The sequence below is a fragment of the Polymorphobacter fuscus genome (assembly GCF_011927825.1).
Taxonomy (GTDB): Bacteria; Pseudomonadota; Alphaproteobacteria; order Sphingomonadales; family Sphingomonadaceae; genus Sandarakinorhabdus; species Sandarakinorhabdus fusca.
This window is the reverse complement of the sequence record NZ_JAATJI010000001.1, coordinates 2,054,954-2,081,542: the sequence shown is the minus strand read 5'-3', so window position 1 is coordinate 2,081,542 and position 26,589 is coordinate 2,054,954. Positions and strand designations below refer to the sequence as shown.

Below are 26,589 nucleotides of genomic sequence, written 5' to 3'. Positions count from 1 at the left end.
CGCTTTAAGGGTTGCCCTTGATCCGCCTCACCAACCTTGCCGATTACGCCGTCGTGGTGATGACAGCAGCGGCGCGCGAGCCGGGCGTCAGGCTGTCGGCGGCGCGGGTGGCGGACGTGACCGGAATTCCGGCGCCGACGGTCGCCAAGCTGATGGGAACGTTGGCGCGCGGCGGCCTGCTGACGGCGTCGCGCGGCGTCGCCGGTGGATTTTCGCTGGCGTTGCGTCCGGCCGCGATCAGCGTCGCTGCGATCGTCGAGGCTGTCGATGGCCCGATCGCGCTGACCAACTGCCAGGCGGGCGAAACGAGCAATTGCGCCATCGAGGGCCATTGCGGCGTCAGGGGCCATTGGGGCCCGATCAATCGTGCGGTACGCGACGCACTGGCAGCGGTAACGCTTGCCGACCTGTTGCAGCCGGCGGTGCAGACTGCCGGGCCCGTGCCCGCCGCGGTGTGCGCGACCGAGAAAGTGGAAGCATGACGGACAATAGTGCAGCGATCGACGCGCCGGTGGCGGACGCGCCGCTTCTCGACCAGGAAGCGCGTGCGGCTGTCGCCGATCTGGCGACCTACAAATGGGGCTTTACCTCCGACATCGAATCGGAAATGGCACCCAAGGGCCTGTCCGAAGACACGGTGCGCTATATTTCGGCCAAGAAAGGCGAGCCGCAATGGCTGCTCGACTGGCGGCTCAAGGCCTTTCGGCGCTGGCTGACGATGGTCGAGCCCGACTGGGCCAAACTCGACATCGCGCCGATCGATTATCAGGACGCCTATTATTACGCGGCGCCCAAGGCGAAGCCGACGATCGGGTCGCTCGACGAACTCGATCCCGAAATCCGGCGGACCTATGAGAAGCTGGGCATCCCGATCGCCGAGCAGGAGGTGCTGGCGGGCGTCGAGGGATCGCGCCGGATCGCCGTCGATGCGGTGTTCGATTCGGTCAGCGTCGCCACGACGTTCCGCGCCGAGCTGGAGCGCGCCGGAGTCATCTTCCGCTCGATCAGCGAGGCGGTGAAGGAATATCCCGACCTGGTGCGCAAATGGCTGGGCAGCGTCGTGCCGCAGCATGACAATTACTTCGCCTGCCTCAACAGCGCGGTGTTTTCGGACGGGACGTTCGTCTACATCCCCGAAGGCGTGCGCTGCCCGATGGAGCTGAGTACCTATTTCCGCATCAACGCCGCCAACACCGGGCAGTTCGAACGGACGCTGATCATCGCCGACAAGGGCTCGCATGTCAGCTATCTCGAAGGCTGTACGGCGCCGATGCGCGATGAAAACCAGCTGCATGCAGCGGTCGTCGAACTGGTGGCGATGGACGATGCCGAGATCAAATATTCGACGGTGCAGAACTGGTATCCGGGCGACGCCAATGGCGTCGGCGGCATCTACAATTTCGTCACCAAGCGGGCGAACTGCCTCGGCAAGCGCAGCAAGGTCAGCTGGACCCAGGTCGAAACCGGCAGCGCGATCACCTGGAAATATCCGTCCTGCGTGCTCAGTGGTGAAGATTCGGTCGGCGAATTCTATTCGGTGGCGGTGACCAACAATCGCCAGCAGGCCGATACCGGCACCAAGATGATCCACCTCGGCCGCGGCACCAGGTCGACGATCGTCAGCAAGGGCATTTCGGCCGGGCGCTCGCAGGGCACCTATCGCGGGCTGGTGCGGGTGGCGGCGTCGGCGGAAGGCGCGCGCAATCATACCCAGTGCGATTCGCTGCTGCTGGGGTCGGACTGCGGTGCCCATACCGTGCCCTATATCGAGGTGCGCAACCCGACCGCGATCATCGAGCATGAGGCGACGACGTCGAAGATCAGCGACGACCAGCTGTTCTATGCGCAGTCGCGCGGGCTCGATGCCGAGGCGGCAGTGGCGTTGATCGTCAACGGCTTCTGCAAGGAAGTGCTGCAGCAGCTGCCGATGGAATTCGCGGTGGAAGCGCAGAAGCTGCTCGGGATTTCGCTGGAAGGAAGCGTCGGATGAGGCGCGTCCTCGGCCTTGCCCTGCTGCTCGCCGCCTGTTCGCCCGCCGCGCCGCCCCGGCCGACCGAAGGCGCGGCGCAGCAGGCGAAGATGGATGCGGCGACCAAGGCCTATTCGGATTGCATCACCCGGGGCGCAGGCTCCGCCGATGTCGCTGGCGACGCTGCCGGGTCGATCGCCAATCGTGTCGTGCTGGCGTGCAAGGACCAGCGCAACGCGCTGATGGCCGATGTCATCGCCTTCCACCAGATCGGCCATCCCAAGTTCAGCATCGACCAGTCGAAGGCGGTCGCCGAAGCGTCGATCGCCACCATCGAGGACGAACTGCGCCAGCAGACAGTGGTTGCCATTGTCCAGCGCCAGACGGCCGACCCGAAAAAGGTGAACTAATGCTCGTCATCGACAATCTTCGCGCCGAAATCGACGGCAAGACCATCCTCAACGGGCTGTCGCTGACGGTCGGCGGCGGCGAGGTCCATGCCATCATGGGGCCGAACGGCGCCGGCAAGTCGACGCTGTCCTATGTGCTCGCCGGGCGCGCCGGTTACGAAGTGACGGGCGGGTCGGTGACCTTCATGGGGTCCGACCTGCTGGCCCTGGCACCGCACGAGCGCGCCGCCGCCGGCGTGTTCCTGGGGCTGCAATATCCCGTCGAAATCCCCGGCGTATCGAACCTGATGTTCCTGCGCACGGCGCTCAACGCCCAGCGTGTGTTGCGCGGCGAGACCGAAGCTTCGGGTGCCGAGTTCATGAAGCTGGTCAAGGCGGCGGCGGCGGAGCTGGGGCTGCCTTATGAGATGCTCAAGCGTTCGGTGAACCAGGGGTTTTCGGGCGGCGAGAAGAAGCGCAACGAAATGGTGCAGATGGCGGTGCTCGAACCCCGGCTGGCGGTGCTCGACGAGACCGACAGCGGCCTCGACATCGATGCGCTGCGGGTGGTGTCGGACGGCATCAACCGGATGCGGTCGCCCGATCGCGCGACGCTGCTGATCACCCATTATCAGCGGCTACTCGACTATGTCGTGCCGGATTATGTCCATGTGCTGGTGGCGGGGCGGATCGTGCGCACTGGCGGCCCGGAACTGGCGCATGTGCTCGAAGCCGATGGCTATACGGCGATCGCGGCGTGACGGCGGTCCCGACCCGGCGGCTGGAGGATTGGCGGTACAGCGATATCGCGCAGGTGGCACGCGCCTGGCCGGTGGCGGCCGAAGTCGTCCAGGTCGCGGCCGGTACGGCGGAGACGCGGATGGTCGTGCAGGATGCCGGTCCGGGCAGCGCGACCATCCGCCAGTTCGACGTGGTGATCGAGGCGGGCGGCGCACTGGCCTTCCACATCATCAACAGCGGCGGTGCCTATGGGCGGGTGGCGCTCGACGTGGCGCTGCATGCCGGCGCACGCTTCGACCTTGGCGGCATCATCATCGCCGGCGGCGAGCAGGTGCTGGAGATCGTCACCACGGTGCGCCATCTGGGGCCGGGGGCGGTGAGCAAGCAGGTCGTCCGCTGCGTGGCGGGCGGCACGGCGACCGCGACCTATCTCGGCAAGGTGGCCGTGGCACGCGCCGGCCAGCAGACCGATGCGGCGCAGTCGTTCAAGGCACTGTTGCTCGACCGGGGTGCGACGGCGAATGCCAAGCCCGAGCTGGAGATTTTTGCCGATGACGTCAAATGCGCCCATGGTGCGACGGTCGGCGAACTCGACCGCAATGCGTTGTTCTATCTCGAAAGCCGCGGTGTGCCGCCGCTGGCGGCGCAGGCGCTGCTGACGCGCGCGTTCCTGTCGGATGCGCTCGCCGGGATCGGCGACGACGACGCGCGCGAAGCCGCCGAAGCGCGGGTGACGGCGCTGCTGGAGGCCGTGGCATGAGCGGCGTGCTGGCCGAACAGACGTCCGACGCGACCCGCGTTCCGGAGGGAAGCCGGAAGGCCGATTTCCCCGGGCTTGCCGGCAATTGGGCCTATCTCGACACCGCGGCCACGGCGCAGAAGCCGCAGGTCGTCATCGATGCCATCGCGCGCGCTTATGGCGCCGATTATGCGACGGTGCATCGCGGCGTCTATGAACGGTCGGCGACCATGACCATGCGCTATGAAGCGGCGCGCGAGACGGTGGCGCGCTTCATCCATGCGGCGTCTCCCGGGGAGGTGGTCTTCGTGCGCGGCGCGACCGAAGGCATCAACCTGGTGGCGCAGAGCTGGGGCCAGCGCCTCGTCGCCGGCGACCGGGTGCTGCTGTCGGCGCTCGAACATCACAGCAATATCGTGCCGTGGCAGATGCTGCGTGACCGCACCGGTATCGAAATCGACGTGGCGCCGCTGACGGACGATGGCCGCATCGATGAGGACGCGCTGGAAGCCCTGCTGACGCCGCGCACGAAGCTGGTTGCCATCGCCCATGTGTCGAACGTGCTCGGCGGCGTCGCCGATGTGGCGCGGATCGCGCGCGCGGCGCACGCTGTCGGCGCGCTGCTGCTCGTCGATGGCTGCCAGGCGGCGGCGCGGTTGACGATCGACGTCCAGGCGATGGGTGCCGACTTCTACGTGTTTTCGGGCCACAAGCTTTATGGCCCGACGGGTATCGGCGTGCTGTGGGGGCGAGCCGACCTGCTCGACACGATGCCGCCGGTGCAGGGCGGCGGCGCAATGATCGAGACGGTGACCTTCGCGGCCACGACCTATGCCTCGCCGCCGCAGCGGTTCGAGGCGGGAACGCCGGCGATCGCCGAGGTGATCGGGCTGGCGGCGGCGATCGACTATGTCGAATCGATCGGGCTGGACGCGATCCACGCCCATGAAACGGCGCTGGTCGCGGCGGCGCGGGCGGCATTGGGCCGGATCAATTCGGTGACTTTGTTCGGGCCGCAGGACAGTGCCGGCATCCTGTCCTTCGCCATCCGGGGCGTGCATCCGCACGACATCGGCACCATATTGGATGAAAGCGGTGTCGCCATCCGCGCCGGGCATCATTGCGCCCAGCCGCTGATGGCGGTGCTCGGCGTGCCGGCGACGGCGCGGGCGAGCTTTGGCATCTACAATGACCTCGACGATGTGGCGCGGCTGGCGGCGGGCATTGAGCGAGTGACACGCATTTTCGGCGCCGTGACGGCGGACATTTGAAGTTTCGAGGACGGACACATGACTGAGCGCACATTCGAGGTTCAAGAGGTCAGCGAGGCGGCGCCTGTCGCCAAGGCGCCGCCGCTGCGCGCGCAACAGGAGCGCAACCCGGATTATCTCGAAGGCTTTCTGAACAAGGCGCCCGAGCCGCTGCATGCGGGACCGGGTGACGATCTGGTCGGCGAGATCGTCGCGGCGCTGCGCCAGATCTTCGACCCCGAGATTCCGGTCAACATCTATGACCTGGGACTGATCTACAATGTCGAGGTCGCCGACGGCCATGCCGTGGTGACGATGACGCTGACGACGCCGCATTGCCCGGTGGCCGAAACCATGCCCGGCGAAGTCGAAATGCGGGTGATGAGCGTGCCGGGCGTGGCGTCTTCCGAGGTCAACCTGGTCTGGGACCCGGCATGGGACCCGGGCAAGATGAGCGACGAGGCCAAGCTTGAAATGGGAATGTTGTGACCACTACCCTGCGCCGCCCGCGCCCGGCGCCGATCACCGTCACCGAGGATGCGGCGCGGCGCATCGCGGAAATCATCGCCAAGGCGCCGATTCCGGCCGCCGGTGTGCGGCTGACGACGCCCAAGCGCGGCTGTTCGGGGCTGGCCTACAGCCTCGATTATGTCACCGAGGCCAAGCCGGGTGACGAGGCGGTGACGACTCCTGGCGGCACGCTGTTCATCGACGGGGGCAGCCTGATGTACCTGATCGGCAGCCGCATGGACTGGAAGGAAGACGATTTCGCCGCCGGCTTCGTCTTCGAAAACCCCAATTCCAAGGGGAGCTGCGGGTGCGGGGAAAGCTTTACCGTCTAGGGCGAAATGACTGTGGTATATTTGGTCGGATACTTCATCGGACTTCTAGTTCTGGATTGGAGTAGCTGGATACAAGTCCGTCGATTAAGGTCTGTATGGACCGGATCGGAGTTTCAGGTCGACAATATCGGATGGTCGGCGAGATCGATGTTGCTGCCGCGATTTGTATTTTTGGTCGGAGGTACTGGCCTTCTTTTCTGGGCTCGACGCGATCTCTCAAGCGATTTACGTGTGGTACTCGTCGCCATAGTTGTCACGGTGTACATGATTTGGATATGGCGATCGGCTTGGCGGTCGTGCCCAGAACCTGACAAGAAGAGAGCTGACGCGCAGATTTAGCTTTAGGCTCGCGGACAAAAACATGAATAGTCGAACAACGATGCTTCTGCGATGCTTTTGCATTCTTGTGCTGCCCGCCGCGCTCGCAGGTTGCGTCGCGACGGCGGTGGCGGGCGCGGCGGTGGCCGTCGTCAAGGCGCCGTTTCAGGTTGCGGGCGCCGCCGTCGACGGACTGACGACGAGCCAGGAGGAAGCCGATCGCAACGCCGGCAAGAAGGCCCGCAAGGAGCGCGAAGCCGCCGAAAAGGCGCAAAAAAAGGCCGACAAGGCGGCGCGCAAGGCCGCCGATCAGGACCGCGATCCCAGCGACTGATACATGACCAGCGCGTCGACGGGCCCAAGGGCCGGGTGGTCGAACGCCGCCGGCAAGCGGCCGACGATGGCAAAGCCCATCGCCTGCCACAGCGCCACGGCGCGGCCGTTGGTGCTGACGACAAGGTTGAATTGCATGGCGCGAAACCCTTGCGCCCGCGCCTCCACGAGCGAATGGGCGCACATGGCGCGGGCGATGCCGCGCCCGCTGGCCGCCCCGGCAGTGATATAGCCGGCGTTGGCGACATGGCGGCCGCCGCCGGCGGCGTTGGCGCGCAGATAATAGCTGCCCAGGATCGCACCGTCGGATTCGAGGACGAAGGTGGTTTTTTCGGGCGCCAGCCAATAGGCGAGCGCGTCGGCCTCGGTCATGTCGCGGTCAAGGGCATAGGTTTCGCCGGCGCGAATCACCGGGGCGATGACCTGCCAGATGGCCGGCGCATCGTCGGCACGGGCAGCGCGGATCAGCATGGCGGGGTGCCGTTGCTGTCGTGATGCGTTACACCCGCCGCAATGCCTGCCATCGTTCGCCTCGCGCTCACCGATTTTCGCTCCTACGCCGTGGCGGCCGTCACCGCCGCACCGGGTGCCGTTGTCATTACCGGCGACAATGGTGCCGGCAAGACCAATATTCTCGACGCGATCTCGCTGCTCGGGCCGGGGCGGGGGTTGCGCGGCGCGGCGCTGTCGGATGCGGCGCGGAGCAGCGGCCCTGGCGGCTGGAGCGTGGCCGCGACCCTGGCCGCCGACGGCGGCGCCGTGGAGATCGGCACCGGCACCAGTGCCGCCGCACCGGAACGGCGGATCGTGCGCGTCAACGGCGCCGCGGCGACGGCGGCGACGCTGGGCGAATGGCTGGCGCTGGTCTGGCTGACTCCGGCGATGGACCGGATCTTTGCCGACACACCGGCGGCGCGGCGGCGGTTTCTCGATCGGCTGGTGCTGGCGCTGCACCCGGACCATGCCCGGCAGAGCGTGCGCTACGATGCGGCGATGCGCGACCGGACGCGGTTGCTGACGGGTGAGGCGCCGGCCGATACGCAATGGCTTGCGGCGCTGGAGGCGGCGATGGCCGAGCATGGCGCAGCGATCGCCGCGGCACGGGCTGACACGGTGGCGGCGCTGGCGGACGCCGTGGCGGCAGCGCCGGACGGGCCGTTCGCGCGGCCGCTGCTGGCGCTGGGCGGGGGCGAGACCGGCCCCGATTTCGCGGCGGCCCTCGCGCGGAGCCGGAGTGCCGATGCGGCGGCGGGGCGGGCGCTGTTGGGGCCGCACCGCGCCGATTTGCTGGTGACGCACGCTGCCAAGGGGGAGGCAGCGGCGCGGGGTTCCACCGGCGAACAGAAGGCGCTGCTGATCGCCATCATCCTCGGCCATGCCGAGCTCGTGGCGGCGCGCACCGGGCGGGCGCCGCTGCTGCTGCTCGATGAAGTGGCCGCGCATCTCGACGCCGGCCGGCGGGCGGTGCTGTTCGACCGGTTGGCAGCGACGGGGTCGCAATTGTGGATGACGGGGACCGACCCGGGGCTGTTTGCGGGCGTTGCGGGGGCGACGTGGTTGCGGGTGGTCGAAGGGCGAGTGGAGGGTTGAGGGCCCTGCGGTGCGTGCGCGGCATTGGCCCCCGCGACATTGCCGCGATTGACCGGTGCGGGCCGGGGCGCGACACCGGGGCATGACGTGTCTGTTTGTCGTGCTGGGCGACCAGCTGAGCCCCGGGCTGCTCGCCGCTGACGATCCGGCGGACACGGTCGTGCTGATGATGGAGGTCGCCGCCGAAGCGACCTATGTGCGGCACCACCAAAAGAAGATCGCCTTTCTGTTCTCGGCGATGCGGCATTTTGCGGAGGACCTGCGCGGTGCCGGCTGGACGGTCGATTATGTGCGGCTCGACGAGTCCGACAACAGCGGGGATTTCGACGGCGAAGTGGTTCGCGCGGCGCGGCGGCACGGGGCGACGCGCATCGTCACGACCGAAGGCGGCGAATGGCGGGTGCTGGCGGCGCAACAGGGCTGGGGCGCGCTGACCGGGCTGCCGTGCGTGGTTCGGCCGGACGATCGCTTCCTGATCGCACGCGCCGAATTCGCCGATTGGGCCGAGGGCCGCAAGCGGTTGGTGATGGAAGATTTCTACCGGGTCATGCGGCGTCGCACCGGGCTGTTGATGAACGGCGCCGAACCCGCCGGCGGCGCGTGGAATTTCGATGCCGACAATCGCAAGACGCCGGCAAAGGGCCTGGCCTATCCCCCGGTGCCGGGCTTTGCGCCGGATGCCGTCACTGCCGAGGTGCTCGATCTGGTCGGGGCGCGCTTCGGCAACCATTTCGGCGATCTCCTGCCGTTTGCGCACGCGGTGACGCGCGCGCAGGCGCTCGACTGTCTCGCCGATTTCATCGATGAACGGCTGCCGCGGTTCGGCGATTACCAGGACGCGATGGTGGCGGGGCAGGACCATCTGTTCCACAGCCAGCTGTCACCGCTGATCAACTGCGGGCTGTTGCTGCCGATGGAAGTCTGTGCGGCGGCCGACGCCGCCTATCGCGCCGGCGATGTGCCGATCAACGCGGCCGAAGGCTTCATCCGGCAGATTCTCGGCTGGCGCGAATATGTCCGCGGCATCCACTGGATCGCCGGGCCCGACTACACCGCGCGCAACCATCTGGCGGCGACGCGTGACCTGCCCGAGTTCTACTGGACCGGCGACACCGGCATGCGCTGCCTTGCCGAAGCGGTGGGCGCGACGAAGCGCCATGCCCATGCCCATCATATCCAGCGGCTGATGGTGCTCGGCAACTTCGCCATGCTGACGGGGGTCGATCCCTTCCAGGTCCATGAATGGTTCCTGGCGGTCTATGACGATGCCTATGAATGGGTCGAAACGCCGAACGTCATCGGCATGAGCCAGTTTGCCGACGGTGGCCTGATGGGATCGAAACCCTATGCCGCTGGCGGCGCCTATATCAATCGCATGTCGGACTATTGCCGGGGCTGCCGCTACAATGTGAAGCTGCGCACTGGCCCCGAGGCCTGCCCGTTCAACAGCCTGTACTGGGACTTTCTGGCCCGCCACCGCGACAGGCTGAAGGGCAACCAGCGGCTGTGGCGGATGTACGATGGCTGGGATCGCTTCGACGCCGATGAACAGGCCGCCATCCGCGCGCAGGCGGCGGATTTCATGGCGACACTCTAGTCGGGTCAGGGCTTGCCGGTCACCGGGCGGCGGTCGGCACCCTGGACACGGTCGCCGGGTTCCAGCGCTTCGCCGGCAAGGTCCGGGTTGCCGACGCCGCGATCGATGCTGCGGTCGGACTGGTCGGCGGTCGGCGCGCCCTGCTGGCTGGGGTGATCGCGATAGGTTGCGGCATTGTCGGCGGCACCGTCGCCGCGATTGGCAGCGTGATGGTCGCCGCCGCCGCCATTGGCCGCGCCGGCCTGGCCACCGCCGTGATAGCCGGTCTGGCTGCCGGTGGCACTGCGATTGCCGCCGCCCTGGCCGCCGCCGGTATCCTGCGCGTCATCGACGGCGGTGCCGTGCGGGGTGGCGTAGGACCCACCGCCCGACTGGCCGCCACCGAAGCTGCCGCCATATTGGTCGGCACCCTTGCCGTCCCGGACGCCCATGACGGTTGTCCGCGGGCTCTTCTCGCCGCTGGCCGCGTCACTGGCGGGCGCGCTGTGCTTGTCGTCGGTCATGGCCTGGTCCCTTGCTCTCGGCGTCTTAACCGGTGGTCCGACGCGTGGTTCCGGAATCGGCAACCGGAACCCTGACGCGGCGCGGGCGGTTGGTGAGCGCGAGGGAGTGCCAGCAATGACCGACGACGATCACAAGGGCGAAACGCCGGATGCGGAACGCCCGCTCGCCAGCCAGACCACGGGCGTGCCGGAGATTCGCCCGGCCGGACCCGAGGCGATCCCCGACCTGCCGCCGCGTCTGAAGCGCAGCTGGGACGACGTCGACCAGGCCGGAGATGAAAGCTTCCCGGCGAGCGACCCGCCCGGACAGGGTGTGGGCTGACCGCTCCGCTGCGGACAGGAACAAGACTCTCGCGTGCACGCGCGCGGGAGTCTATAGTGTGCCTTATGTGCCGCGCGTGTGACGCGCCGCGGCGATAAGGACAAGAATTTGAGCGACGAAACCCATCAGGCGCCGGCCGATTACGACGCCGATTCGATCAAGGTGCTGCGCGGGCTCGATGCCGTGCGAAAGCGGCCCGGCATGTACATCGGCGATACCGATGATGGCTCCGGCCTGCATCACATGGTCTTCGAAGTCAGCGACAATGCCATCGACGAAGCGCTGGCGGGCTATTGCGACCTGATCCTGATCACGCTCAACCCCGATGGCTCGGTCAGCGTCACCGACAATGGCCGTGGCATCCCGACCGGCATTCACACCGAGGAAGGCGTTTCGGCGGCCGAGGTCATCATGACCCAGCTCCATGCCGGCGGGAAGTTCGAGAATTCCGACGCCAATGCCTATAAGGTGTCGGGCGGTCTGCACGGCGTCGGCGTGTCGGTGGTCAACGCGCTCAGCGAATGGCTGGAGCTGACGATCTGGCGCGATGGCCAGGAACATTGGATGCGTTTCCGCCACGGCGATGCCGAGGCGCCGCTGAAGATCGTCGGGCCGGCGCCCGAGGGGAAGCGCGGCACGCGGGTGACCTTTCTGCCGTCGCCGGCGACCTTCAAGATCATCGAGTTCGACTTCGGCAAGCTCGAGCATCGCTTTCGCGAACTGGCCTTTCTCAACTCGGGCGTGCGGCTGCACCTGACCGATGCACGCCATGCCGAGGAAAAGACCATCGAACTTTATTACGAAGGCGGCATCGCGGCCTTCGTGCAATATCTCGACAAGTCGAAGACGCCGCTGATCGCGGCGCCGGTCGCCATCCACGGCCAATCGAACGACATCGGCATCGATGTCGCGCTGGAATGGAACGACAGCTATTACGAACAGGTCCTCTGCTTCACCAACAACATCCCGCAGCGCGACGGTGGCACCCATCTGGCGGCGTTCCGCGCGGCACTGACGCGCACGCTCAACAATTACGCCGAAAGCTCGGGGGCGCTGAAGAAGGAGAAGGTGTCGCTGACCGGCGACGACATGCGCGAGGGGCTGACCGCGATCGTGTCGGTCAAGCTGCCCGACCCCAAATTCTCGTCGCAGACCAAGGACAAGCTGGTGTCGTCCGAAGTGCGGCAGCCGCTGGAAGCGCTGATCGCCGACAAGCTGGCGATCTGGCTTGAGGAAAACCCCGGCCATGCCCGGACGATCATGGCCAAGATCATCGACGCCGCCGCTGCCCGCGAAGCCGCGAAGAAAGCGCGTGACCTGACGCGGCGCAAGGGTGCGCTCGACATCGCCAGCCTTCCGGGCAAGCTGGCGGACTGCCAGGAGCGCGATCCGGTCAAATCCGAACTGTTCCTGGTCGAAGGCGATTCCGCCGGTGGCAGCGCCAAGCAGGGCCGCAACCGGCAGTTCCAGGCGATCCTGCCGTTGCGCGGCAAGATCCTCAACGTCGAACGCGCGCGGTTCGACCGGATGCTGAGCAGCCGCGAGATCGGCACGATGATCCAGGCGCTGGGCACCGGCATCGGCCGCGACGAATTCAAGCTCGAAAAACTGCGCTATCACAAGATCGTCATCATGACCGACGCCGATGTCGATGGCGCGCATATCCGCACCCTGTTGCTGACCTTCTTCTACCGGCAGATGCCCGAATTGATCCGGAACGGGCATCTCTTCATCGCCCAGCCGCCGCTTTACAAGGTGTCGCGCGGGCGGTCCGAAGTCTATCTGAAGGACAATGCGGCGCTGGAGGATTATCTGATCGACGCCGGGCTGGGCGGGCTGGTGTTGCAGACCCCCGCCGGCCCGCGCACCGATGGCGACCTGCGCGCCGTCGTCGATCATGCCCGCAAGATGCGGGCGCTGATGGATTATGTGCCGCGGCGCTATCCGGCGCATGTCATCGAGGCGCTGGCGCTCAATGGCGGGTTGGCACCGCTGCTGTCGGTCGAGGGTGCGCGCACCGCGGCGCGGGCGACGGCGCTGTGGCTGACGGCGGCGGATACCGACACGGCGCGCTGGACCGCGGAGCCGGCGGAAGAAGGCGGCTATCATCTGCGGCGCGACTGGCGCGGCGTTGCCGACCATCACGTCATCGATGCGGGCTTTCTGGCCTCGCCCGAGGCGCCGCGGCTGCACGCCCTCGCGATGCAGGAAGCCGGCAGCTACATCGGCTCGGCGACCCTGGGTGACCGGCGCATCACCCGGCCGTCAGACCTTTTGCAGGCGGTGCTCGATTCGGGGCGCAAGGGACTGAGTGTCCAGCGCTACAAGGGCTTGGGCGAAATGAATGCCGAGCAGCTGTGGGAAACCACGCTCGACCCCGCCGCACGCACGCTGTTGCGCGTCGATGCCGACGAGGCCGACCTTGCCGACGAGATCTTCACCAAGTTGATGGGCGATGTCGTCGAACCGCGGCGGGCCTTCATCCAGGACAATGCGCTCAACGTTGCCAATCTCGACGTCTGACCGCCGCCGACCCACCTTTCGCTGCGATGACTGGAGCGTTCGACAACGGTTCACCCGATGCGTGCCAAAACCCTTGTACCGCCTGCGAACCGCATGAGGGAAAAGGAGTTTTCAGATGCGCAAGTTGATCATCCTGGGGTTGATGGCGGCCATTGCAGCGCCGGCGGCGGTGTCGGCGCAGCCCGGCGAGATCCGCCGTGACCAGCGGCAGTTGCGCGAGGAACAGCGCGAATATCAGCAGGCGCGTCGCTTCGGCGATCGCGGCGATATCCGGCGCGAGCGCCGTGACGTTCGCGATGCCCGGCAGGACCTGCGCGACAGTCGCCGCGATCGCCCGGTCTATGTTGCGCCCGTTCGCGGCTGGCAATACCGCCCGGTGGCGCAGGGATACCGCCTGCAGCCGGCCTTTTACGGTCCGCGTTACGTCATCGCCGATCCGCGCCAATATCGGTTGCCGGTGGCTGCCCGCAGCCAGCGCTGGATCCGCTATGGCGGCGACCTGCTGCTGGTCAACGCGCGCAACGGTCGCGTGATCCAGGTCGTTCGCGGCCGCTATTGATTGTCCGGGAGGGGCCGGCCTACCGCCGGTCCCTCCACGACGCTTGCAATTGCGAATCGTTCGCGTTACTGAGTCGGTTCCTCGCCCGGGAGCGCCGACGTCACCGCAATGCCCGACCCCAAGGCCCCGCTGGGCAAACCCCGCCTCAGTCGCAAGGCCTTCTGGCTCAAGCAGTTGCACAGCTGGCACTGGATGAGCTCCGCTGTCAGCCTGATCGGCCTCCTGTTGTTCGCGATCACCGGGCTGACGCTCAACCATGCCGCCGACATCGAGGCGCGGCCCGTGGTGACGGCGGCGAACGCCGTGCTGCCGCCGGCGCTGCTGCCGCTGCTGGCGACGGGCGGCGATGGCAAGAAGCCGCTGCCGCCACAGGTGGCCGAGTGGCTGCAGGGCGCTCTCGAACAGCCGGCATCGGGCGTTGCCGAATGGTCGACATCGGAAGTCTATCTGCCGCTGCCGCGACCGGGCGGCGACGGCTGGATCGCCATCGACCGGACCAGCGGCGCGGTCAGCAGCGAAACCACCAGCCGTGGCTGGGTTTCCTACCTCAACGATCTGCACAAGGGCCGCAACACCGGCCCGGCGTGGTCGTGGTTCATCGACATTTTCGCCGTCGCCTGCGTGATCTTTGCCACCACCGGCTTTTTCCTCTTGCAGCTGCACGCGGCGCGCCGGCCGATCACCTGGCCCCTGGTGGGCGCGGGGCTGGCGATCCCTGCGGCGATCGCCCTGTTTTTCATCCATTGAGGAGCGCTTCGATGCACGCCCGCACTTTGATTTCGCACAGCCTCGCGCTTGGCATCGCCGCCGCGCCGGCGGCGGCCGAAACGCTCGATCTCGGCATTGTCATCCCGCGCATGACCGTCGCCGAATATCACCGGCCCTATGTCGCGGTCTGGCTCGAACAGCCTAGCGCCGCGCCGCGCGCCTTGTCGGTCTGGTATGATGGCGCCAAGAAAGACAATGAAGGTGCCAAATGGCTCGCCGATGTGCGGCAGTTCTGGCGCGCCGCCGGCCGGTCGCTGCGCTTTCCGGCCGACGGCATCAGCGGCGCGACGCGGGCGCCCGGGGAGCAGAAGCTGAGCTTTGCCACCGGGCGCGGGCCGCTGCCCACGCTGGCACCGGGCAATTACACGCTGCTCGTCGAAGCGGCGCGCGAGGTCGGTGGCCGCGAGGTGGTGCGGCTGCCCTTTGCCTGGCCGCCCAAGCCGGGCGCCGTGGTCAAGGCCGCCGGCACCAGCGAACTCGGCACCGTCAGCCTCAGCTTCCGGAAATAGGGGACTTATCATGATCAATCGTCTGGCCTTGCTTGCTGCCGGCACCTTGCTGTTTGCCGCCGTGCCCGCTGCTGCCCATCGGCAATGGATGTTGCCGTCGGCCACCGTGTTGTCGGGTGATGACGTCTGGGTGACGGTCGACGCGGCAATTTCGAACGACCTGTTCTATTTCGATCACCAGCCGATGCGCGTCGCCGGGATCAAGGCGATCGCCCCCGACGGCAGTGACGCCGCCATCGCCAATGCGTCGACCGGGCGCTATCGCAGCACCTTCGACGTGCATCTGACGCAAAAGGGCACCTACAAGATCGAAAATGCGTCCTCGTTCGTCATGGGCAGCTACATGCTGAACGGCGAGGAAAAGCGCCTGCCGCGCGGCACCACCAGCGCCACGCTGGCGGCGGCGCTTCCGGCCGGGGCGACCAATGTGCGCACCAGCGAGGCGGCGAACCGCAACGAGATTTTCGTCACGGTCGGCGCGCCGACACAGGCGGTGTTCAAGCCCAGCGGCAAGGGGATCGAACTGGTGCCGGTGACCCACCCCAATGACCTGGTCGCGGGCGAGGCGGCGACTTTCCAATTCCTGCTCGACGGCGCGCCGGCGGCGGGACTCGGCGTGACGGTCATCCCGGGCGGTGGCCGCTATCGCGCGGCGCTGGGGCAGATGGACCTGAAGACCGATGCCCAGGGCAAAGTCGTCATCACCTGGCCGGCGGCGGGGATGTACTGGCTCAATGCCAGTGTCGGCGGACGGCCCGAGGGCGGTCCGATGGGTGCCGCCGGTCCGAACGGGCCGCAGCCAGGTGCGGCGGCAGCGGCCGGGGGACCCGCGCCGCGCCGCGCCAGCTATGTGACGACGCTGGAAGTCCTCGCGCCCTGATGCCGCGGGCAGCGGTCCCTGTGCCGCGCATCGCCATTCCGGTCGGCTTGGCGCCGGCCGTGGTGCGCCGGCATGGAGCGGGTGCGGCGGTGGTATCGGTCGGCGGTCCGTCGATGGGCACGCGCTGGTCGGCGCGCATCGTCGTCAACGACCCGGCGCAGGCCGAGTCGCTGACGCGGGGGCTGCAGGCTGTGCTCGATGGCGTTGTTGCGACCATGAGCCATTGGGACGCGGCCTCCAACCTTAGCCGCTTCAACCGCGCCCCGCCGGGCGAATGGCAGCAGCTGCCGCCCGACCTGGCAACGGTGCTGCGCGCCGGGCTCGACATTGCGGCACGCAGCAGGGGGGCGTTCGACCCGGCGATCGGCCATCTGGTCAATCACTGGGGTTTCGGCTGTCCGGGCGAAGCCGGAGCGGCGGGGTCGGCGCCCGATGCCTGGCGATCGATCGCGCTGGATGGCGATGCGGCACGGCGCACCGCCGACGTTCGCCTCGATTTGTCGGGGATTGCCAAGGGTTATGCCGTCGATGCGATGGCGCTGCACCTGACACGCCTTGGCCTGCGCGACTTTCTGGTCGAAGCCGGGGGCGAACTGCGCGGCGAAGGCTGCAAGCCCGATGGCACGCCATGGTGGGTCGACCTGGAGACGGTGCCCGGGCTGGCGATGCCGTTGACGCGGGTGGCGCTGTGCGGCCTGTCGGCGGCGACATCCGGCGATTACCGGAGGTACCGCCTCGAAGCCGGGACGCGGCACAGCCACAGCATCGATCCGCGCAGCGGCCACCCGATCGCCAATGGCGTGGCGTCGGTGACAGTCTTGCACCGCACCGCCATGGCCGCCGATGCCTGGGCGACGGCGCTGACGGTCCTGGGGCAGGCGGCAGGCATGGCGCTCGCCCGCGCCGAAAACCTCGCCGTGCTGATGATCACGCGCCGCGGCGAAGGGGCCGTCGAGGCGCTGTCGCCGGCGTTTGCGGCGATGCTCGAATAGTCGGCGCACCTCGTGATGCGAATGTTTCGCAATTGCGTTGACACTGAGAATGCCTCTCATTAACCACGGCGGAATGAAAACGCCGGGACAACGAAAAATGCATCGCACCAACGACCGCCGCCCGATCGCGGCCTCCTTTCTCGCGCTTGGCTGTGTCGGTGTGCTGCACACGGCGCCGACGGCAGCGGAAGTGATCGAGGCGGCAGAGGCACCCGCCATCGTCGTCACCGGCCACCGCGATGTCGTTCTGGAATCGCCCAAGTCGACGGCGCCGCTGCTCGACACGCCGCAAACGGTGACGGTGATCGGCGACCAGGTCATTCGCAAGCAGAACCTGCTGACGCTGCGCGACGTGCTGGCCGTGGTGCCGGGCATCACCTTCGGCGCCGGTGAAGGCGGTGGCGGCTATGGCGATTCGATCAACCTGCGCGGCTATTCGGCCAACAACGACATTACCCAGGACGGTGTGCGCGACAGTGCCCAATACAGCCGCACCGACCCGTTCAACCTGCAGCAGATCGAAGTCTACAACGGCGCCAATTCGGTGTTCAACGGCTCCGGGTCGGTCGGCGGGACGATCAACATCGTCAGCAAGGTGCCACAGGCGAACGATCTGACCGTCATCAGCGGCGGCATCGGCACGGATTCCTATTATCGCGGCACCATCGACAGCAATGTCCGGGCCGGCGACCTCGTCGCGGTGCGGCTCAACGCGATGATCCACCGCAACGATGTGCCCGGCCGCGATGTCGAGCGCTTCAAGCGCTGGGGCGTGGCGCCGTCGATCACGCTCGGGGTGGAAGGGCCGACCAGCCTGACTTTGGCCTATCTCCACCAGCGCGATGACAATACGCCGGTCTTTGGCGTGCCCTATTTCAAAAGTTCGGTGAACGCCGGGCCGCTGCCCGAGGCCGACCGCAGCGATTATTTCGGTATCGTCAACCTCGACGCGCAGCAGATCACCGTCGATCGCCTGACCGCCACCGCCCGTCACGCCTTCAGCGACGCGGTGGTGCTGCGCAATCTGTCCCGCTGGCAGCGTGTGGCGCAGGATACGGTGACGAGCGCGCCGCAGGGCACCTTCTGCCTGACCGGCTCCGGTCGGCAGCCGGTCGGCGCCAACGGCACCGCCACGCAGGGCCTTGCCTGCCCGGCAACCCTGGCGCCTGGCCTGTACCAGCCGTCGGGCCCGCGCGGGCTGGTGCGCGACCAGATCAACGAGATCATGGTCAACCAGACCGACCTGCGCATCGTTTCCGGCGAGAAGGGCCGGTTGCGCAATACGCTGGTGGTCGGCGCGTCCTTTTCCTGGGAGGATTACGACATCGTATCGGGATCGCTGATCCGCGATGCTGCCGGCAACGCGCTGACGCTGCCGACGATCGCCATTGCCAACCCCGACACGACCTACACCGGCCCGGTCAACCGCACCGTCACCGCCCAGTCGCGCAGCAGCACCACCAACAAGGCGGTCTATGCCTTCGACACGCTGGAAATCGGCGAGATGTTCGAACTCAACGGCGCCGTCCGCTATGAGAACAACAAGGCGAACTTCCGCAACCTGGCGCTGGGCTTTGTGCCGCCCGGCACGGCGGCGCTGACGCCGGCGCAGCAGGCGTCCCAGGTCAGCGACGAGAATCTGTTCTCCTATCGCGGCGGCCTTGTCTTCAAGCCGGTCAAGACGGTCAGCCTCTATGCCGCCTATGGCAATGCCAAGACGCCGTCGTCGGCCACGGTGCGGCTGGGCTGCGGTATCCCCGCCCCCGGCGCCGCCGACCTTTGCGCCGTGGCGCCCGAAACGGCGCGCAATTATGAAATCGGCGCCAAGGCCGACCTGTTCGACCGCAAGCTGCAACTGACGGCGGCGCTGTTCCGCAACGAACGCAGCAATTTCCGGACGCCCTCCAACGATCCGTCGCTGCCGACCAGCCTGCAGGTGCTCGATGGCCGGTCGCGGGTCGATGGCGTCGCCCTCGGCGCCTCGGGCAGCATCACGCCGGCGTGGACGCTGTTCGCCAACTACACCTATCTCGACGGCAAGGTGCTGCAGAGCGTCTCCAACTTCTGCCTTGCCAACCCCGGCACCACCGGCTGCGCCAACACCGCCGCCATCCCCGACCCGCAGGCGGGCAACCAGCTGATCCAGACGCCGAAGCATTCGGGCAGCCTGTTCACCAGCTATCGCCTGCCGTTCGGGCTCGAGCTCGGCTATGGCTTCACCTACCAGGGCAGCTTTGCCACCAACCAATCGGTTCTGGCCAATCCCGTCCAGTATCGGGTGGAGGATTATCTGATCCACCGCGCCTTCCTCTCCTACGCCTTTGCGCAGGGGATCACGGCGCAGCTCAACATCCAGAATTTCACCAACGAAAAATACTTCACCGGTGTGCGCAACAACGTCAACGCCACCACCGGCGCCGTCACCGGTGGCTGGGCAGTGCCCGGCGATGGTCGCTCGGCGGTGCTCAGCGTCTTCTACAGTTTCTGACGCCTGGCAGACCGGGATGCCGTCGGATAGGATCGTGCCATGTTGATCGCGATTCCGGCGGTGCTCGATGCCGATGTGCTCGGCGCCGTCCGCGCGCTGGTCGATGGCGCCGAATGGGTGGACGGCAATGTCACCTCCGGCCACCAGTCGGCGCTGGCCAAGCGCAACATGCAGCTGCCTGAAGCCAGCCCGGCGGCGCGCGAGGCAGGCGGCCTGATCCTCGATGCCCTGGGGCGGACGCCGCTGTTCATCGCGGCGGCGCTGCCGCACAGCATCTACCCGCCGCTGTTCAACAGCTATGAAGGCGGGCAGAGCTTTGGCCTCCACGTCGACAATGCGGTGCGGATCCAGCGCGGCAGCAGTTTCCGGATCCGGAGCGATTTGTCCGCGACGCTGTTCCTTGCCGACCCCGACAGCTATGACGGCGGCGAACTGGTCATCGAGCATGAATTCGGCGTCGAGGCGGTCAAGCTGCCGGCGGGGCATATGGTGCTGTACCCGGCGTCATCGCTGCACCGGGTCGAGCCGGTGACGCGCGGCCGGCGGCTGGCGAGCTTTTTCTGGCTGCAGTCGATGGTGCGCGACAATGACAGCCGGCGGCTGCTGTTCGATCTCGACAGCAGCATCCAGCTTCTTTCGCAGTCGCTGGGCCATGACGATGCCGAGGTCATCCGGCTGACCGGCATCTATCACAATCTGCTGCGCAAATGGACCGAGCTGTAACTCAGCGGTTGAGGCGGCCTTCGATGAGCGCCTCGACGACCGAGGGGTCGGCGAGGGTGGAGGTGTCGCCGAGGCTGGCGAAGTCATTCTCGGCAATCTTGCGCAGGATGCGGCGCATGATCTTGCCACTGCGCGTCTTGGGCAGGCCCGGGGTGATGTGGATATGGTCGGGCACGGCAATGCCGCCGATTTCATGCCGCACCGTGGCACGCAGGGCAGCGAGCAGCGCGTCGGAGGCCGGGATGCCGGCGTTGAGCGTCACATAGGCATAGATCGCCTGGCCCTTGATGTCGTGCGGGAAGCCGACGACCGCGGCTTCGGCGACATCCTGATGGGCAACGAGCGCCGATTCGACCTCGGCCGTGCCCATGCGATGCCCCGAGACGTTGATGACGTCATCGACCCGGCCGGTGATCCACCAATAGCCGTCCTTGTCCTGGCGGGCGCCGTCGCTGGTGAAATATTTGCCGCGATAGGTGGTGAAATAGGTCTGGGTGAACCGTTCGTGATCGCCATGGAGGCTGCGTGCCTGGCCGGGCCATGAGGCGAGAAGGACAAGGTTGCCGCTGATCTCCTCGCCGTCGGCGCGCGGGATGATCGTGCCTTCGGCATCGACCAGTGCCGGCTGCACGCCATAGAAGGGCAGGGTGGCGGAGCCGGGCTTGGTCGGGGTGGCGCCGGGCAGCGGGGTGATCAGCGCGCCGCCGGTTTCGGTCTGCCACCAGGTATCGACGATCGGCAGCTTGCCCTTGCCGACAACACGGTCGTACCAATTCCAGGCTTCGGGGTTGATCGGTTCGCCGACCGTGCCGAGCAGGCGCAGGGACGACAGGTCGTGCTTGAGCACCGGAGCATCGCCGTCGCGCATGACGGCGCGCAAGGCGGTGGGCGCCGTGTAGAAGATGTTGACGCGGTGCTTTTCGATCACCTGCCAGAATCGGTCGCTCGCCGGGTAGCTGGGGATGCCTTCGAACATCAATATGGTCGCACCGGCCGACAGCGGGCCATAGACGATATAGCTGTGGCCGGTGATCCAACCCACGTCGGCGGTGCACCAGAACAGCTCCCCGGCCTTGTAGTCGAACACCGTCTCGAAGGTCAGATTGGCCCAGAGCAAATAGCCGGCGGTGGTGTGGAGGACGCCCTTGGGCTTGCCGGTCGACCCGGAGGTGTAAAGGATGAAAAGCGGGTCCTCGGCATTCATCGGCTCGGGCGTGCAGGTGGCCGGCACCTGGCTGCGCAACTCGTGCCACCAATGATCGCGGTCGGGGTGCATTGCCACCTTGCCGCCGGTATGGCGAACGACCAGCACCGCTTCGACCTGGGCGGTGGCGTGGGTGTCGAGCGCCTCGTCGACACAGGCCTTGAGCGGCACGGTCTTGCCGCCGCGCCGGCCTTCGTCGGCGGTGATGACGAAGCGGCTGTCGGCATCTTCCAGCCGGCCGGCGATGGCTTCGGCCGAAAACCCGCCGAACACCACCGAATGGACGGCACCGATGCGGGCGCAGGCGAGCATCGCGACGGCGGCTTCGGGAATCATCGGCATGTAGATGGTGACACGGTCGCCGCGTTCGACCCCCAGCGCCACCAGTGCATTGGCCATGCGGCACGTGTCTTCGAGCAGTTCGCCATAGCTGATGCGGCGGCCGGGTGCGCCGGGTGCATCGGCTTCCCAGACGATCGCCGTCGCGGCCGGATCATGGCGATCGAGGCAATTGGCGGCGGCATTGAGCATGCCGTCCTCGAACCAGCGAATCCGCACCGGATCCCACGACCAATTGCCCATGACCGTCGGCGTGCGCAGCCAGTCGAGCCGCGGCAGCTGTTCACGCCAGAACCCATCGGGGTCGGCGATGCTGCGGGCATAGCGGTCGTGGTATTGCGCCAGTGTGGTGCGGGTGTCGGCGGCGGCGGCTTCGGGGACAGGGTGGATAGTATCGGTCATGGCAGGCATCCCAGGGTTGTCGCCCGTCGCGCGCGGGCCTTTGCGGCCTTCGTAGCAGCCGCGGAACTATCGGCGAAGCCCTGGCGTTGTGCTTCACACAACAGGAGAATCCGGGCATGGCTGAGTTTGAAACCGATCGCGATGGCCGCGTCGTCGAAGTGCGGCGGTCGTCGTCGGGCGGCTGGCTGATCGCGTTGCTGATCCTGGTGGCGCTTGTCGTGGCCGCATTTGCCTTCGGCTTCATCAATGTCGATCAGGTCAAGGAAGGCAAGGCACCGACCGTCAAGCTGGAAACCAGCGCTGGCGAGGCGCCGGTGTTCGACATCAAGACCGCCACGATCGATCTCGGCAAAAAGAAGGAAACGGTCAAGGTGCCGACCGTCGATGTCAGCAGCACCGACACGACAGTTACCGTGCCGACGATCAGCGTCGAACGCGCCGACGATCCCAACAAGCAGGATTGAGGCTTCGGCCGCGCTGTTCCCCGACCGGCGGCAATCTGGTTTCGGAAGGCGGCCTGTTCTAGACGGTCGGCGTGCCGCCATTCCCGCCTTCCCCCGCCATGGCCCGCGCGCTGGACGAGGCACGCCTGGCCGCGGCGCGTGGTGAGGTGCCGGTCGGCGCCGTGGTTTCAGGCCCCGACGGGCGATTGATCGCCGCTGCCGGCAATCGCACGCGCGAGCAGGCGGATCCGACAGCCCATGCCGAAATATTGGCGATCAGGGCGGCGGGGGCGGCGCTGGGCACCGAGCGACTGGTCGGATGCACGCTGCATGTGACGCTGGAGCCGTGCCCCATGTGTGCCGCCGCCATCGGCCAGGCGCGGATCGCGACGCTGGTCTATGGCGCGTCCGACCCCAAGTCGGGCGGCATCGAGCAGGGGCCGCGCATCTTCACCCATCCACAGGCCCATCATGTGCCGCAGGTCATCACCGGCATCGCCGCGCGCGAATCGGCAGAGCTGCTGCGCGATTTCTTTGCGCAGCGACGCGGCGAATCGCTGCGCCGGTAGCAGGCCCGACGCCGAGACGATGCCCTCAAGCCGGAGGTCGCCGCGGCGCGAGCCATTCCTCCAGCGCTGCATTGACCGCATCCGGTGCTTCCTGCTGCACCCAGTGCGAAACGTTGGGGAAGCGCCTGAGGGTGAAGTCGCTGACGAGCGGCGCATAGCCGTGGGTGAGTTCGAGGCCGAGCGCCGAGTCGGCCTCCCCCCACAGCATCAGGGTCGGGACCGCCAGCCGCGGCGCGGGTTCATCGAGGATGTCGGGGAAGTTGGCGCGATAATAGTTGATCATCGCCGTCAGCGCGCCGGGCCGGCTGGCGTTGGCGCGATAATGGTCGATCACGGCCGGCGGGAAGGCCGCCTTGTCGATCGCCATGCCGGTAAACGCCTTGCCGATGGCCTCGGCATGCCGGGCGCCGAGCAAGGCCTCGGGCAGCCACGGGAGCTGGAAGAAGGCGACATACCAGCTCTTGCGCTTCTGCGCCCAGCTGGCACGCAGCACGTCGCGAAACACCCGCGGGTGGGGGACGTTGAGGATGACGAGGCCGTCGAGCTGCCGGGTGTCGCGCAAGGCGAAGATCCAGGCGATGATCGCACCCCAGTCATGCGCGACCAGCAGCCGGCGGCGGGCGCCGAGCGCGTCGAACAGCGCCGCCGCATCGGCGACGAGGTGATCGATATGATAGTCCGACTGGCGTAACGGCCGGCTGCTGTCGCCATAGCCGCGCAGATCAGGGGCAACGGCGTGCCAGCCGAGGCCGGCGAGCACCGGTAGCTGGTGGCGCCAGGAAAAGCGGCTTTCGGGAAAGCCGTGCAGGCACAGGGCGATATCGGGGCCGTCCCCGCATTCATCGATGGCGAATTCGAGCCCGTTGGCGGCGATGCTGCGGGTTGTGATCGCCATCAGCCGTTGAAGTGCAGGCGCAGGCCCGGGCGCGGCCAGCGGCATCGGGCCATCTTGCCGGTGGTCGACAGAGTCACCCAGGCGTCCATCATGTCGGCACCGCCAAAGGCGATGTTGGTGGTCAGCAGGTCCGGGAAGGCGAAGAATTCCTGGGCACCGGTGACCGGGTCGACGGACGTGACGCCGGCTTCCTCGATCAGCGTCGCCTGGGCGATATTGCCGTTGGCTTCCATGGCGAGGCTGTCGAGATAGGTCTTGGTCCCCCAGGTCGTCACGAAACGTCCGGGGATGGCGGCGAGCGGCGATGGCGCGACAGTGCCCGGGCCGGTGACATCGAATTCCAGGATGACGCGGCCGGCGGTGACGGCGGCGTAGATCTTGCTGCCATCGGGGGACAGGCCGACACCGTTGAGGTTGGGGCCATGCACGGCGCAGACGCAGCTGCTGCCATCGGCCTTGCCGTAGAACAGCCCGCCCTTGGTCTCGTGATGCGGGAAATGCTTGCCGAGATCGGTGAACCAGAAGCCGCCGGCGGCATCGAAGACGATGTCGTTGGGGCCGGACAGCGCCAGCCCGTCGTCGGTCTTGTCGTACAGCCGCGCGACCTTGCCGGTGGCGATGTCGACGCGCTCGATGCGGCCGGTGGTGTAATCCTCGGCGGCGTTGCCGGGCAGCAGCATGCCGTCCTGCTCGTACCAGGCGAAGCCGCCGTTGTTGCAGACATAGATGGCGCCGTCGGGGCCGATGGCGGCGCCATTGGGGCCGCCGCCGGGCGTGGCGACGGTGGTCAGCGTGCCATTCGGGGCGAGACGGGTCAGCTTGCCCGCCTTGATCTCCACGAAGATGACAGACCCGTCGTCCATGGCGATCGGGCCTTCGGGGAACTGCAGCCCTTCGGCGACGATGGTGTGCGGATGCATGGCGAATTCCCCCGGGCGTCTTTTGCCGAGGATGGTGGCGCGGCCGGACGCCGCGCGCCATTGACGAAAAGGGGAGTGAGCCCGCGTCAGCGCGGGGCCGGACCTCGCAATGGTGCGAATTCGCTACCGGCGTTCCACAGCGGCCAGTCGCGGCTGTCGGCCAGCGCGCGGCCGACACGATAGGCGACGGTCGCTTCCTGCGCGGTGCCCGTAAAGTCCCAATCCGGATGGAAGCTGTCGCTGGGCTGGTGGTAATGGTTGGTGTTGTATTCGGCGACGATGGCATCGCCGCGGGCGAAACCGCCCGCGACAAGGTCACGGCCGGCGCGAAAGGCCAGCGACGGCACGCCGCGCCGGGCGAAGGGGTAGTGATCGGAGCGGAAATACCAGCCGGCTTCGGGGTTGGGCTCGTCGACAAGGGTGAGGCCCAAGTCCTTGGCTTCGCGGCGCAAGGCGTCTTCGAGCGGGGTGCGGCCACCGCCAATCAGCTCCAGATTGCGCGCCGCCGGCAGGGCGACGTGCGGATCGAGGTTGATGACGGCGACGGTGGCGGCAAGCGGTGTCGTCGGATTGGCGGCGTAATGATCGCTGCCGATCAGGCCCTTTTCCTCGGCCGTCCAGGCGGCGAAGATCACGCTGCGCGCCGGGCGCGGCCCGGCAGCAAAGGCGCGGGCGACTTCGAGCAGTTCGGCGGTGCCGGTGGCATTGTCGATGGCGCCATTTCGGATGGCGTCACCCGTCGCATCGGGGCCGTTGCGGCCATTGGCGTCCCAATGCGCGCCGTAAAGGATCGCTTCGGCCGGGCGGGTGGCGCCGGGGATGCGCCCGATGACATTGTGGCTGGTGACGGGCGTGGCGGTAAGCGTCGCGTCGGCCGACAGGGCGGCGCCCGGCATCGCGAAGGCGGCAAAGCCCGGGGCCCGGCTGCGGGCCTTGAGCGCGGCAAGGTCGAGGTTCTGGGCCTTGAGCAGGTCGGCAGCGGCGGCGCCGGACAGCCAGCCGCTGAGCTGCAGCGTCGATGGCTTGAGCGGGGCCGCGGCCATGGCGGGCAGCGCGTCGCCGCTGCCGACCTGGAGCCAGGGGTAGCTGGCGGCGGAGTCTTCATGGATGACGAGGATCCCGGCGGCACCGGCGCGTGCGGCCGCTTCGAACTTGCTGCCGATGCGGCCGGCAATGACAAGGCGCCGGCCTTCGAAGCCGAGATCCTTGCCGGCCTCGAAATCGGGGTCGTTGGCGAGGACGACGGCGACCTTGCCCGCCATGTCGATGCCCTTGTAGGGGTTGTAATCCGCGCCGCCGAAGCGGCCGACGATGCCGAAGCCGGCAAACACCAGCGGCAGGTCGGCGATGCGGGTGCGGCCCGGGTTGCGCAGGCCGAGCGTGGCGTCGCGGCCGAGCGTCAGGGTGTGGGCCGCGCCCCCGTGCGTCAGGGTCAGCGTGGCGCCCGGCGCGCGATCGAGGCGCACCAGCGGCACCGGCTGCAGCCATTGGCCATCGGGGCCGCCGGGTTGCAGCCCGGCCTTCGCCATCTCGGCCTGCAGAAAGGCGATGGTCTTGGTCTCGCCGTCCTCGCCGGGGCCGCGGCCAGCGAAGGCGTCCGACGCCAGGGTTGCGACATCGGCTTTGATGCGCGTTGCGGAAATCGGCGGCGGCGCGGCGGCGGTGAGGGCGATGGCGAACAGTGGGGTGAGGAAGCGGGCGGGGCGGTACATCGGCCCACATGGGCGAGAAGACGGGGCAAGCGCAAGTTGGGCCTTTCGCCGATGGCGTGCCGCGCCTAAT

Annotated in this window: 28 protein-coding genes; 22 read left to right on the top strand and 6 right to left on the bottom strand. The window is 67.4% G+C overall.

Features of this window, described 5'->3' with window-relative positions:
• The first annotated feature begins 17 nt into the window (after positions 1–17).
• The 9 genes from GGQ62_RS09905 (at position 18) to GGQ62_RS09865 (ending at position 6,582) form a co-directional block, all read left to right on the top strand.
• Positions 18–482: an SUF system Fe-S cluster assembly regulator gene (locus GGQ62_RS09905; protein WP_153401223.1), complete on the top strand. Its 465-nt coding sequence runs from the start codon at positions 18–20 to the stop codon at positions 480–482.
• The gene (gene sufB / locus GGQ62_RS09900) at positions 479–1,990 is read left to right on the top strand and encodes a Fe-S cluster assembly protein SufB (protein WP_152577464.1); all 1,512 of its coding nucleotides are present in this window, start codon (positions 479–481) and stop codon (positions 1,988–1,990) included. Before GGQ62_RS09905 ends, sufB begins: the two co-directional genes overlap by 4 nt.
• On the top strand, positions 1,987–2,379 hold the full coding sequence (locus GGQ62_RS09895; protein WP_152577465.1) for a hypothetical protein: 393 nt from the start codon (positions 1,987–1,989) through the stop codon (positions 2,377–2,379). The genes sufB and GGQ62_RS09895 overlap by 4 nt, the downstream gene beginning before the upstream one ends.
• Positions 2,379–3,119 carry a Fe-S cluster assembly ATPase SufC gene (sufC, locus tag GGQ62_RS09890; RefSeq protein ID WP_152577466.1) on the top strand — a complete coding sequence of 247 codons (741 nt, stop codon included), beginning with the start codon at positions 2,379–2,381 and terminating at the stop codon, positions 3,117–3,119. Before GGQ62_RS09895 ends, sufC begins: the two co-directional genes overlap by 1 nt.
• Entirely contained in the window at positions 3,116–3,859 is a 744-nt protein-coding gene (locus GGQ62_RS09885; RefSeq protein ID WP_152577467.1) for a SufD family Fe-S cluster assembly protein, read from the top strand. The genes sufC and GGQ62_RS09885 overlap by 4 nt, the downstream gene beginning before the upstream one ends.
• The gene (locus tag GGQ62_RS09880) at positions 3,856–5,109 is read left to right on the top strand and encodes an aminotransferase class V-fold PLP-dependent enzyme (protein ID WP_152577468.1); all 1,254 of its coding nucleotides are present in this window, start codon (positions 3,856–3,858) and stop codon (positions 5,107–5,109) included. Before GGQ62_RS09885 ends, GGQ62_RS09880 begins: the two co-directional genes overlap by 4 nt.
• Positions 5,110–5,127: 18 nt before the next feature.
• The gene (locus tag GGQ62_RS09875) at positions 5,128–5,577 is read left to right on the top strand and encodes a DUF59 domain-containing protein (protein WP_152577469.1); all 450 of its coding nucleotides are present in this window, start codon (positions 5,128–5,130) and stop codon (positions 5,575–5,577) included.
• On the top strand, positions 5,574–5,930 hold the full coding sequence (locus GGQ62_RS09870) for a HesB/IscA family protein (protein WP_152577470.1): 357 nt from the start codon (positions 5,574–5,576) through the stop codon (positions 5,928–5,930). Before GGQ62_RS09875 ends, GGQ62_RS09870 begins: the two co-directional genes overlap by 4 nt.
• A gap of 379 nt (positions 5,931–6,309) precedes the next feature.
• Positions 6,310–6,582, top strand: a complete 273-nt coding sequence (locus tag GGQ62_RS09865; RefSeq protein WP_152577471.1) for a hypothetical protein — start codon at positions 6,310–6,312, stop codon at positions 6,580–6,582.
• Here the strand turns inward: GGQ62_RS09865 and GGQ62_RS09860 are convergent.
• Positions 6,558–7,052: a GNAT family N-acetyltransferase gene (locus tag GGQ62_RS09860; protein ID WP_152577472.1), complete on the bottom strand. Its 495-nt coding sequence runs from the start codon at positions 7,050–7,052 to the stop codon at positions 6,558–6,560. The genes GGQ62_RS09865 and GGQ62_RS09860 overlap by 25 nt on opposite strands.
• Before the next feature lie 42 nt (positions 7,053–7,094).
• Here GGQ62_RS09860 and recF point away from each other — a divergent pair, with 42 nt between their 5' ends.
• Together recF and GGQ62_RS09850 are read left to right on the top strand one after the other, a co-directional pair.
• Positions 7,095–8,171, top strand: coding sequence for a DNA replication/repair protein RecF (recF, locus tag GGQ62_RS09855; protein ID WP_152577473.1), 1,077 nt, complete (start codon positions 7,095–7,097; stop codon positions 8,169–8,171).
• Between the two features lie 82 nt (positions 8,172–8,253).
• Positions 8,254–9,768, top strand: coding sequence for a cryptochrome/photolyase family protein (locus GGQ62_RS09850; protein ID WP_152577474.1), 1,515 nt, complete (start codon positions 8,254–8,256; stop codon positions 9,766–9,768).
• Between the two features lie 5 nt (positions 9,769–9,773).
• Here GGQ62_RS09850 and GGQ62_RS09845 read toward each other — a convergent pair whose 3' ends face one another.
• Positions 9,774–10,271: a hypothetical protein gene (locus GGQ62_RS09845; RefSeq protein ID WP_152577475.1), complete on the bottom strand. Its 498-nt coding sequence runs from the start codon at positions 10,269–10,271 to the stop codon at positions 9,774–9,776.
• 115 nt (positions 10,272–10,386) lie between these two features.
• Between GGQ62_RS09845 and GGQ62_RS09840 the strand changes: the two genes are divergently transcribed.
• From GGQ62_RS09840 to GGQ62_RS09800, 9 genes are all read left to right on the top strand, one after another.
• A complete protein-coding gene (locus GGQ62_RS09840) occupies positions 10,387–10,593 on the top strand; it encodes a hypothetical protein (RefSeq protein WP_152577476.1) in 207 nt (68 codons plus the stop codon).
• A gap of 108 nt (positions 10,594–10,701) precedes the next feature.
• Positions 10,702–13,116, top strand: a complete 2,415-nt coding sequence (gyrB, locus tag GGQ62_RS09835; RefSeq protein WP_152577477.1) for a DNA topoisomerase (ATP-hydrolyzing) subunit B — start codon at positions 10,702–10,704, stop codon at positions 13,114–13,116.
• Between the two features lie 115 nt (positions 13,117–13,231).
• A complete protein-coding gene (locus GGQ62_RS09830) occupies positions 13,232–13,675 on the top strand; it encodes an RcnB family protein (protein ID WP_152577478.1) in 444 nt (147 codons plus the stop codon).
• A 108-nt stretch (positions 13,676–13,783) separates the two neighbouring features.
• On the top strand, positions 13,784–14,422 hold the full coding sequence (locus GGQ62_RS09825) for a PepSY-associated TM helix domain-containing protein (RefSeq protein ID WP_152577479.1): 639 nt from the start codon (positions 13,784–13,786) through the stop codon (positions 14,420–14,422).
• Between the two features lie 11 nt (positions 14,423–14,433).
• Positions 14,434–14,952 (top strand): DUF2271 domain-containing protein, encoded by a 519-nt coding sequence (locus tag GGQ62_RS09820; RefSeq protein ID WP_152577480.1) that lies wholly within the window; start codon positions 14,434–14,436, stop codon positions 14,950–14,952.
• 10 nt (positions 14,953–14,962) lie between these two features.
• Positions 14,963–15,832, top strand: a complete 870-nt coding sequence (locus GGQ62_RS09815) for a DUF4198 domain-containing protein (protein ID WP_167649565.1) — start codon at positions 14,963–14,965, stop codon at positions 15,830–15,832.
• Positions 15,833–15,945: 113 nt separating this feature from the next.
• On the top strand, positions 15,946–16,824 hold the full coding sequence (locus tag GGQ62_RS09810) for an FAD:protein FMN transferase (RefSeq protein WP_152577745.1): 879 nt from the start codon (positions 15,946–15,948) through the stop codon (positions 16,822–16,824).
• Between the two features lie 73 nt (positions 16,825–16,897).
• Positions 16,898–19,312 (top strand): TonB-dependent receptor, encoded by a 2,415-nt coding sequence (locus tag GGQ62_RS09805; RefSeq protein WP_243446092.1) that lies wholly within the window; start codon positions 16,898–16,900, stop codon positions 19,310–19,312.
• A 39-nt stretch (positions 19,313–19,351) separates the two neighbouring features.
• Positions 19,352–20,035 carry a Fe2+-dependent dioxygenase gene (locus GGQ62_RS09800; RefSeq protein WP_152577482.1) on the top strand — a complete coding sequence of 228 codons (684 nt, stop codon included), beginning with the start codon at positions 19,352–19,354 and terminating at the stop codon, positions 20,033–20,035.
• Between the two features lies 1 nt (position 20,036).
• On the opposite strand, the gene acs is transcribed toward GGQ62_RS09800, so the two are convergent.
• Positions 20,037–21,980 (bottom strand): acetate--CoA ligase, encoded by a 1,944-nt coding sequence (gene acs, locus GGQ62_RS09795; RefSeq protein WP_152577483.1) that lies wholly within the window; start codon positions 21,978–21,980, stop codon positions 20,037–20,039.
• Between the two features lie 116 nt (positions 21,981–22,096).
• Here acs and GGQ62_RS09790 point away from each other — a divergent pair, with 116 nt between their 5' ends.
• Both GGQ62_RS09790 and GGQ62_RS09785 read left to right on the top strand, forming a co-directional pair.
• Entirely contained in the window at positions 22,097–22,444 is a 348-nt protein-coding gene (locus tag GGQ62_RS09790; protein ID WP_153401225.1) for a hypothetical protein, read from the top strand.
• A gap of 98 nt (positions 22,445–22,542) precedes the next feature.
• Positions 22,543–22,992, top strand: coding sequence for a nucleoside deaminase (locus GGQ62_RS09785; protein ID WP_152577484.1), 450 nt, complete (start codon positions 22,543–22,545; stop codon positions 22,990–22,992).
• Between the two features lie 25 nt (positions 22,993–23,017).
• Here the strand turns inward: GGQ62_RS09785 and GGQ62_RS09780 are convergent, their stop codons facing one another.
• From GGQ62_RS09780 to GGQ62_RS09770, 3 genes are all read right to left on the bottom strand, one after another.
• Positions 23,018–23,887, bottom strand: coding sequence for an alpha/beta fold hydrolase (locus tag GGQ62_RS09780; protein ID WP_152577485.1), 870 nt, complete (start codon positions 23,885–23,887; stop codon positions 23,018–23,020).
• Positions 23,887–24,807, bottom strand: coding sequence for an SMP-30/gluconolactonase/LRE family protein (locus GGQ62_RS09775; protein WP_152577486.1), 921 nt, complete (start codon positions 24,805–24,807; stop codon positions 23,887–23,889). Before GGQ62_RS09775 ends, GGQ62_RS09780 begins: the two co-directional genes overlap by 1 nt.
• An 86-nt stretch (positions 24,808–24,893) precedes the next feature.
• On the bottom strand, positions 24,894–26,519 hold the full coding sequence (locus GGQ62_RS09770) for a M28 family peptidase (protein WP_152577487.1): 1,626 nt from the start codon (positions 26,517–26,519) through the stop codon (positions 24,894–24,896).
• Positions 26,520–26,589 lie beyond the last annotated feature (70 nt).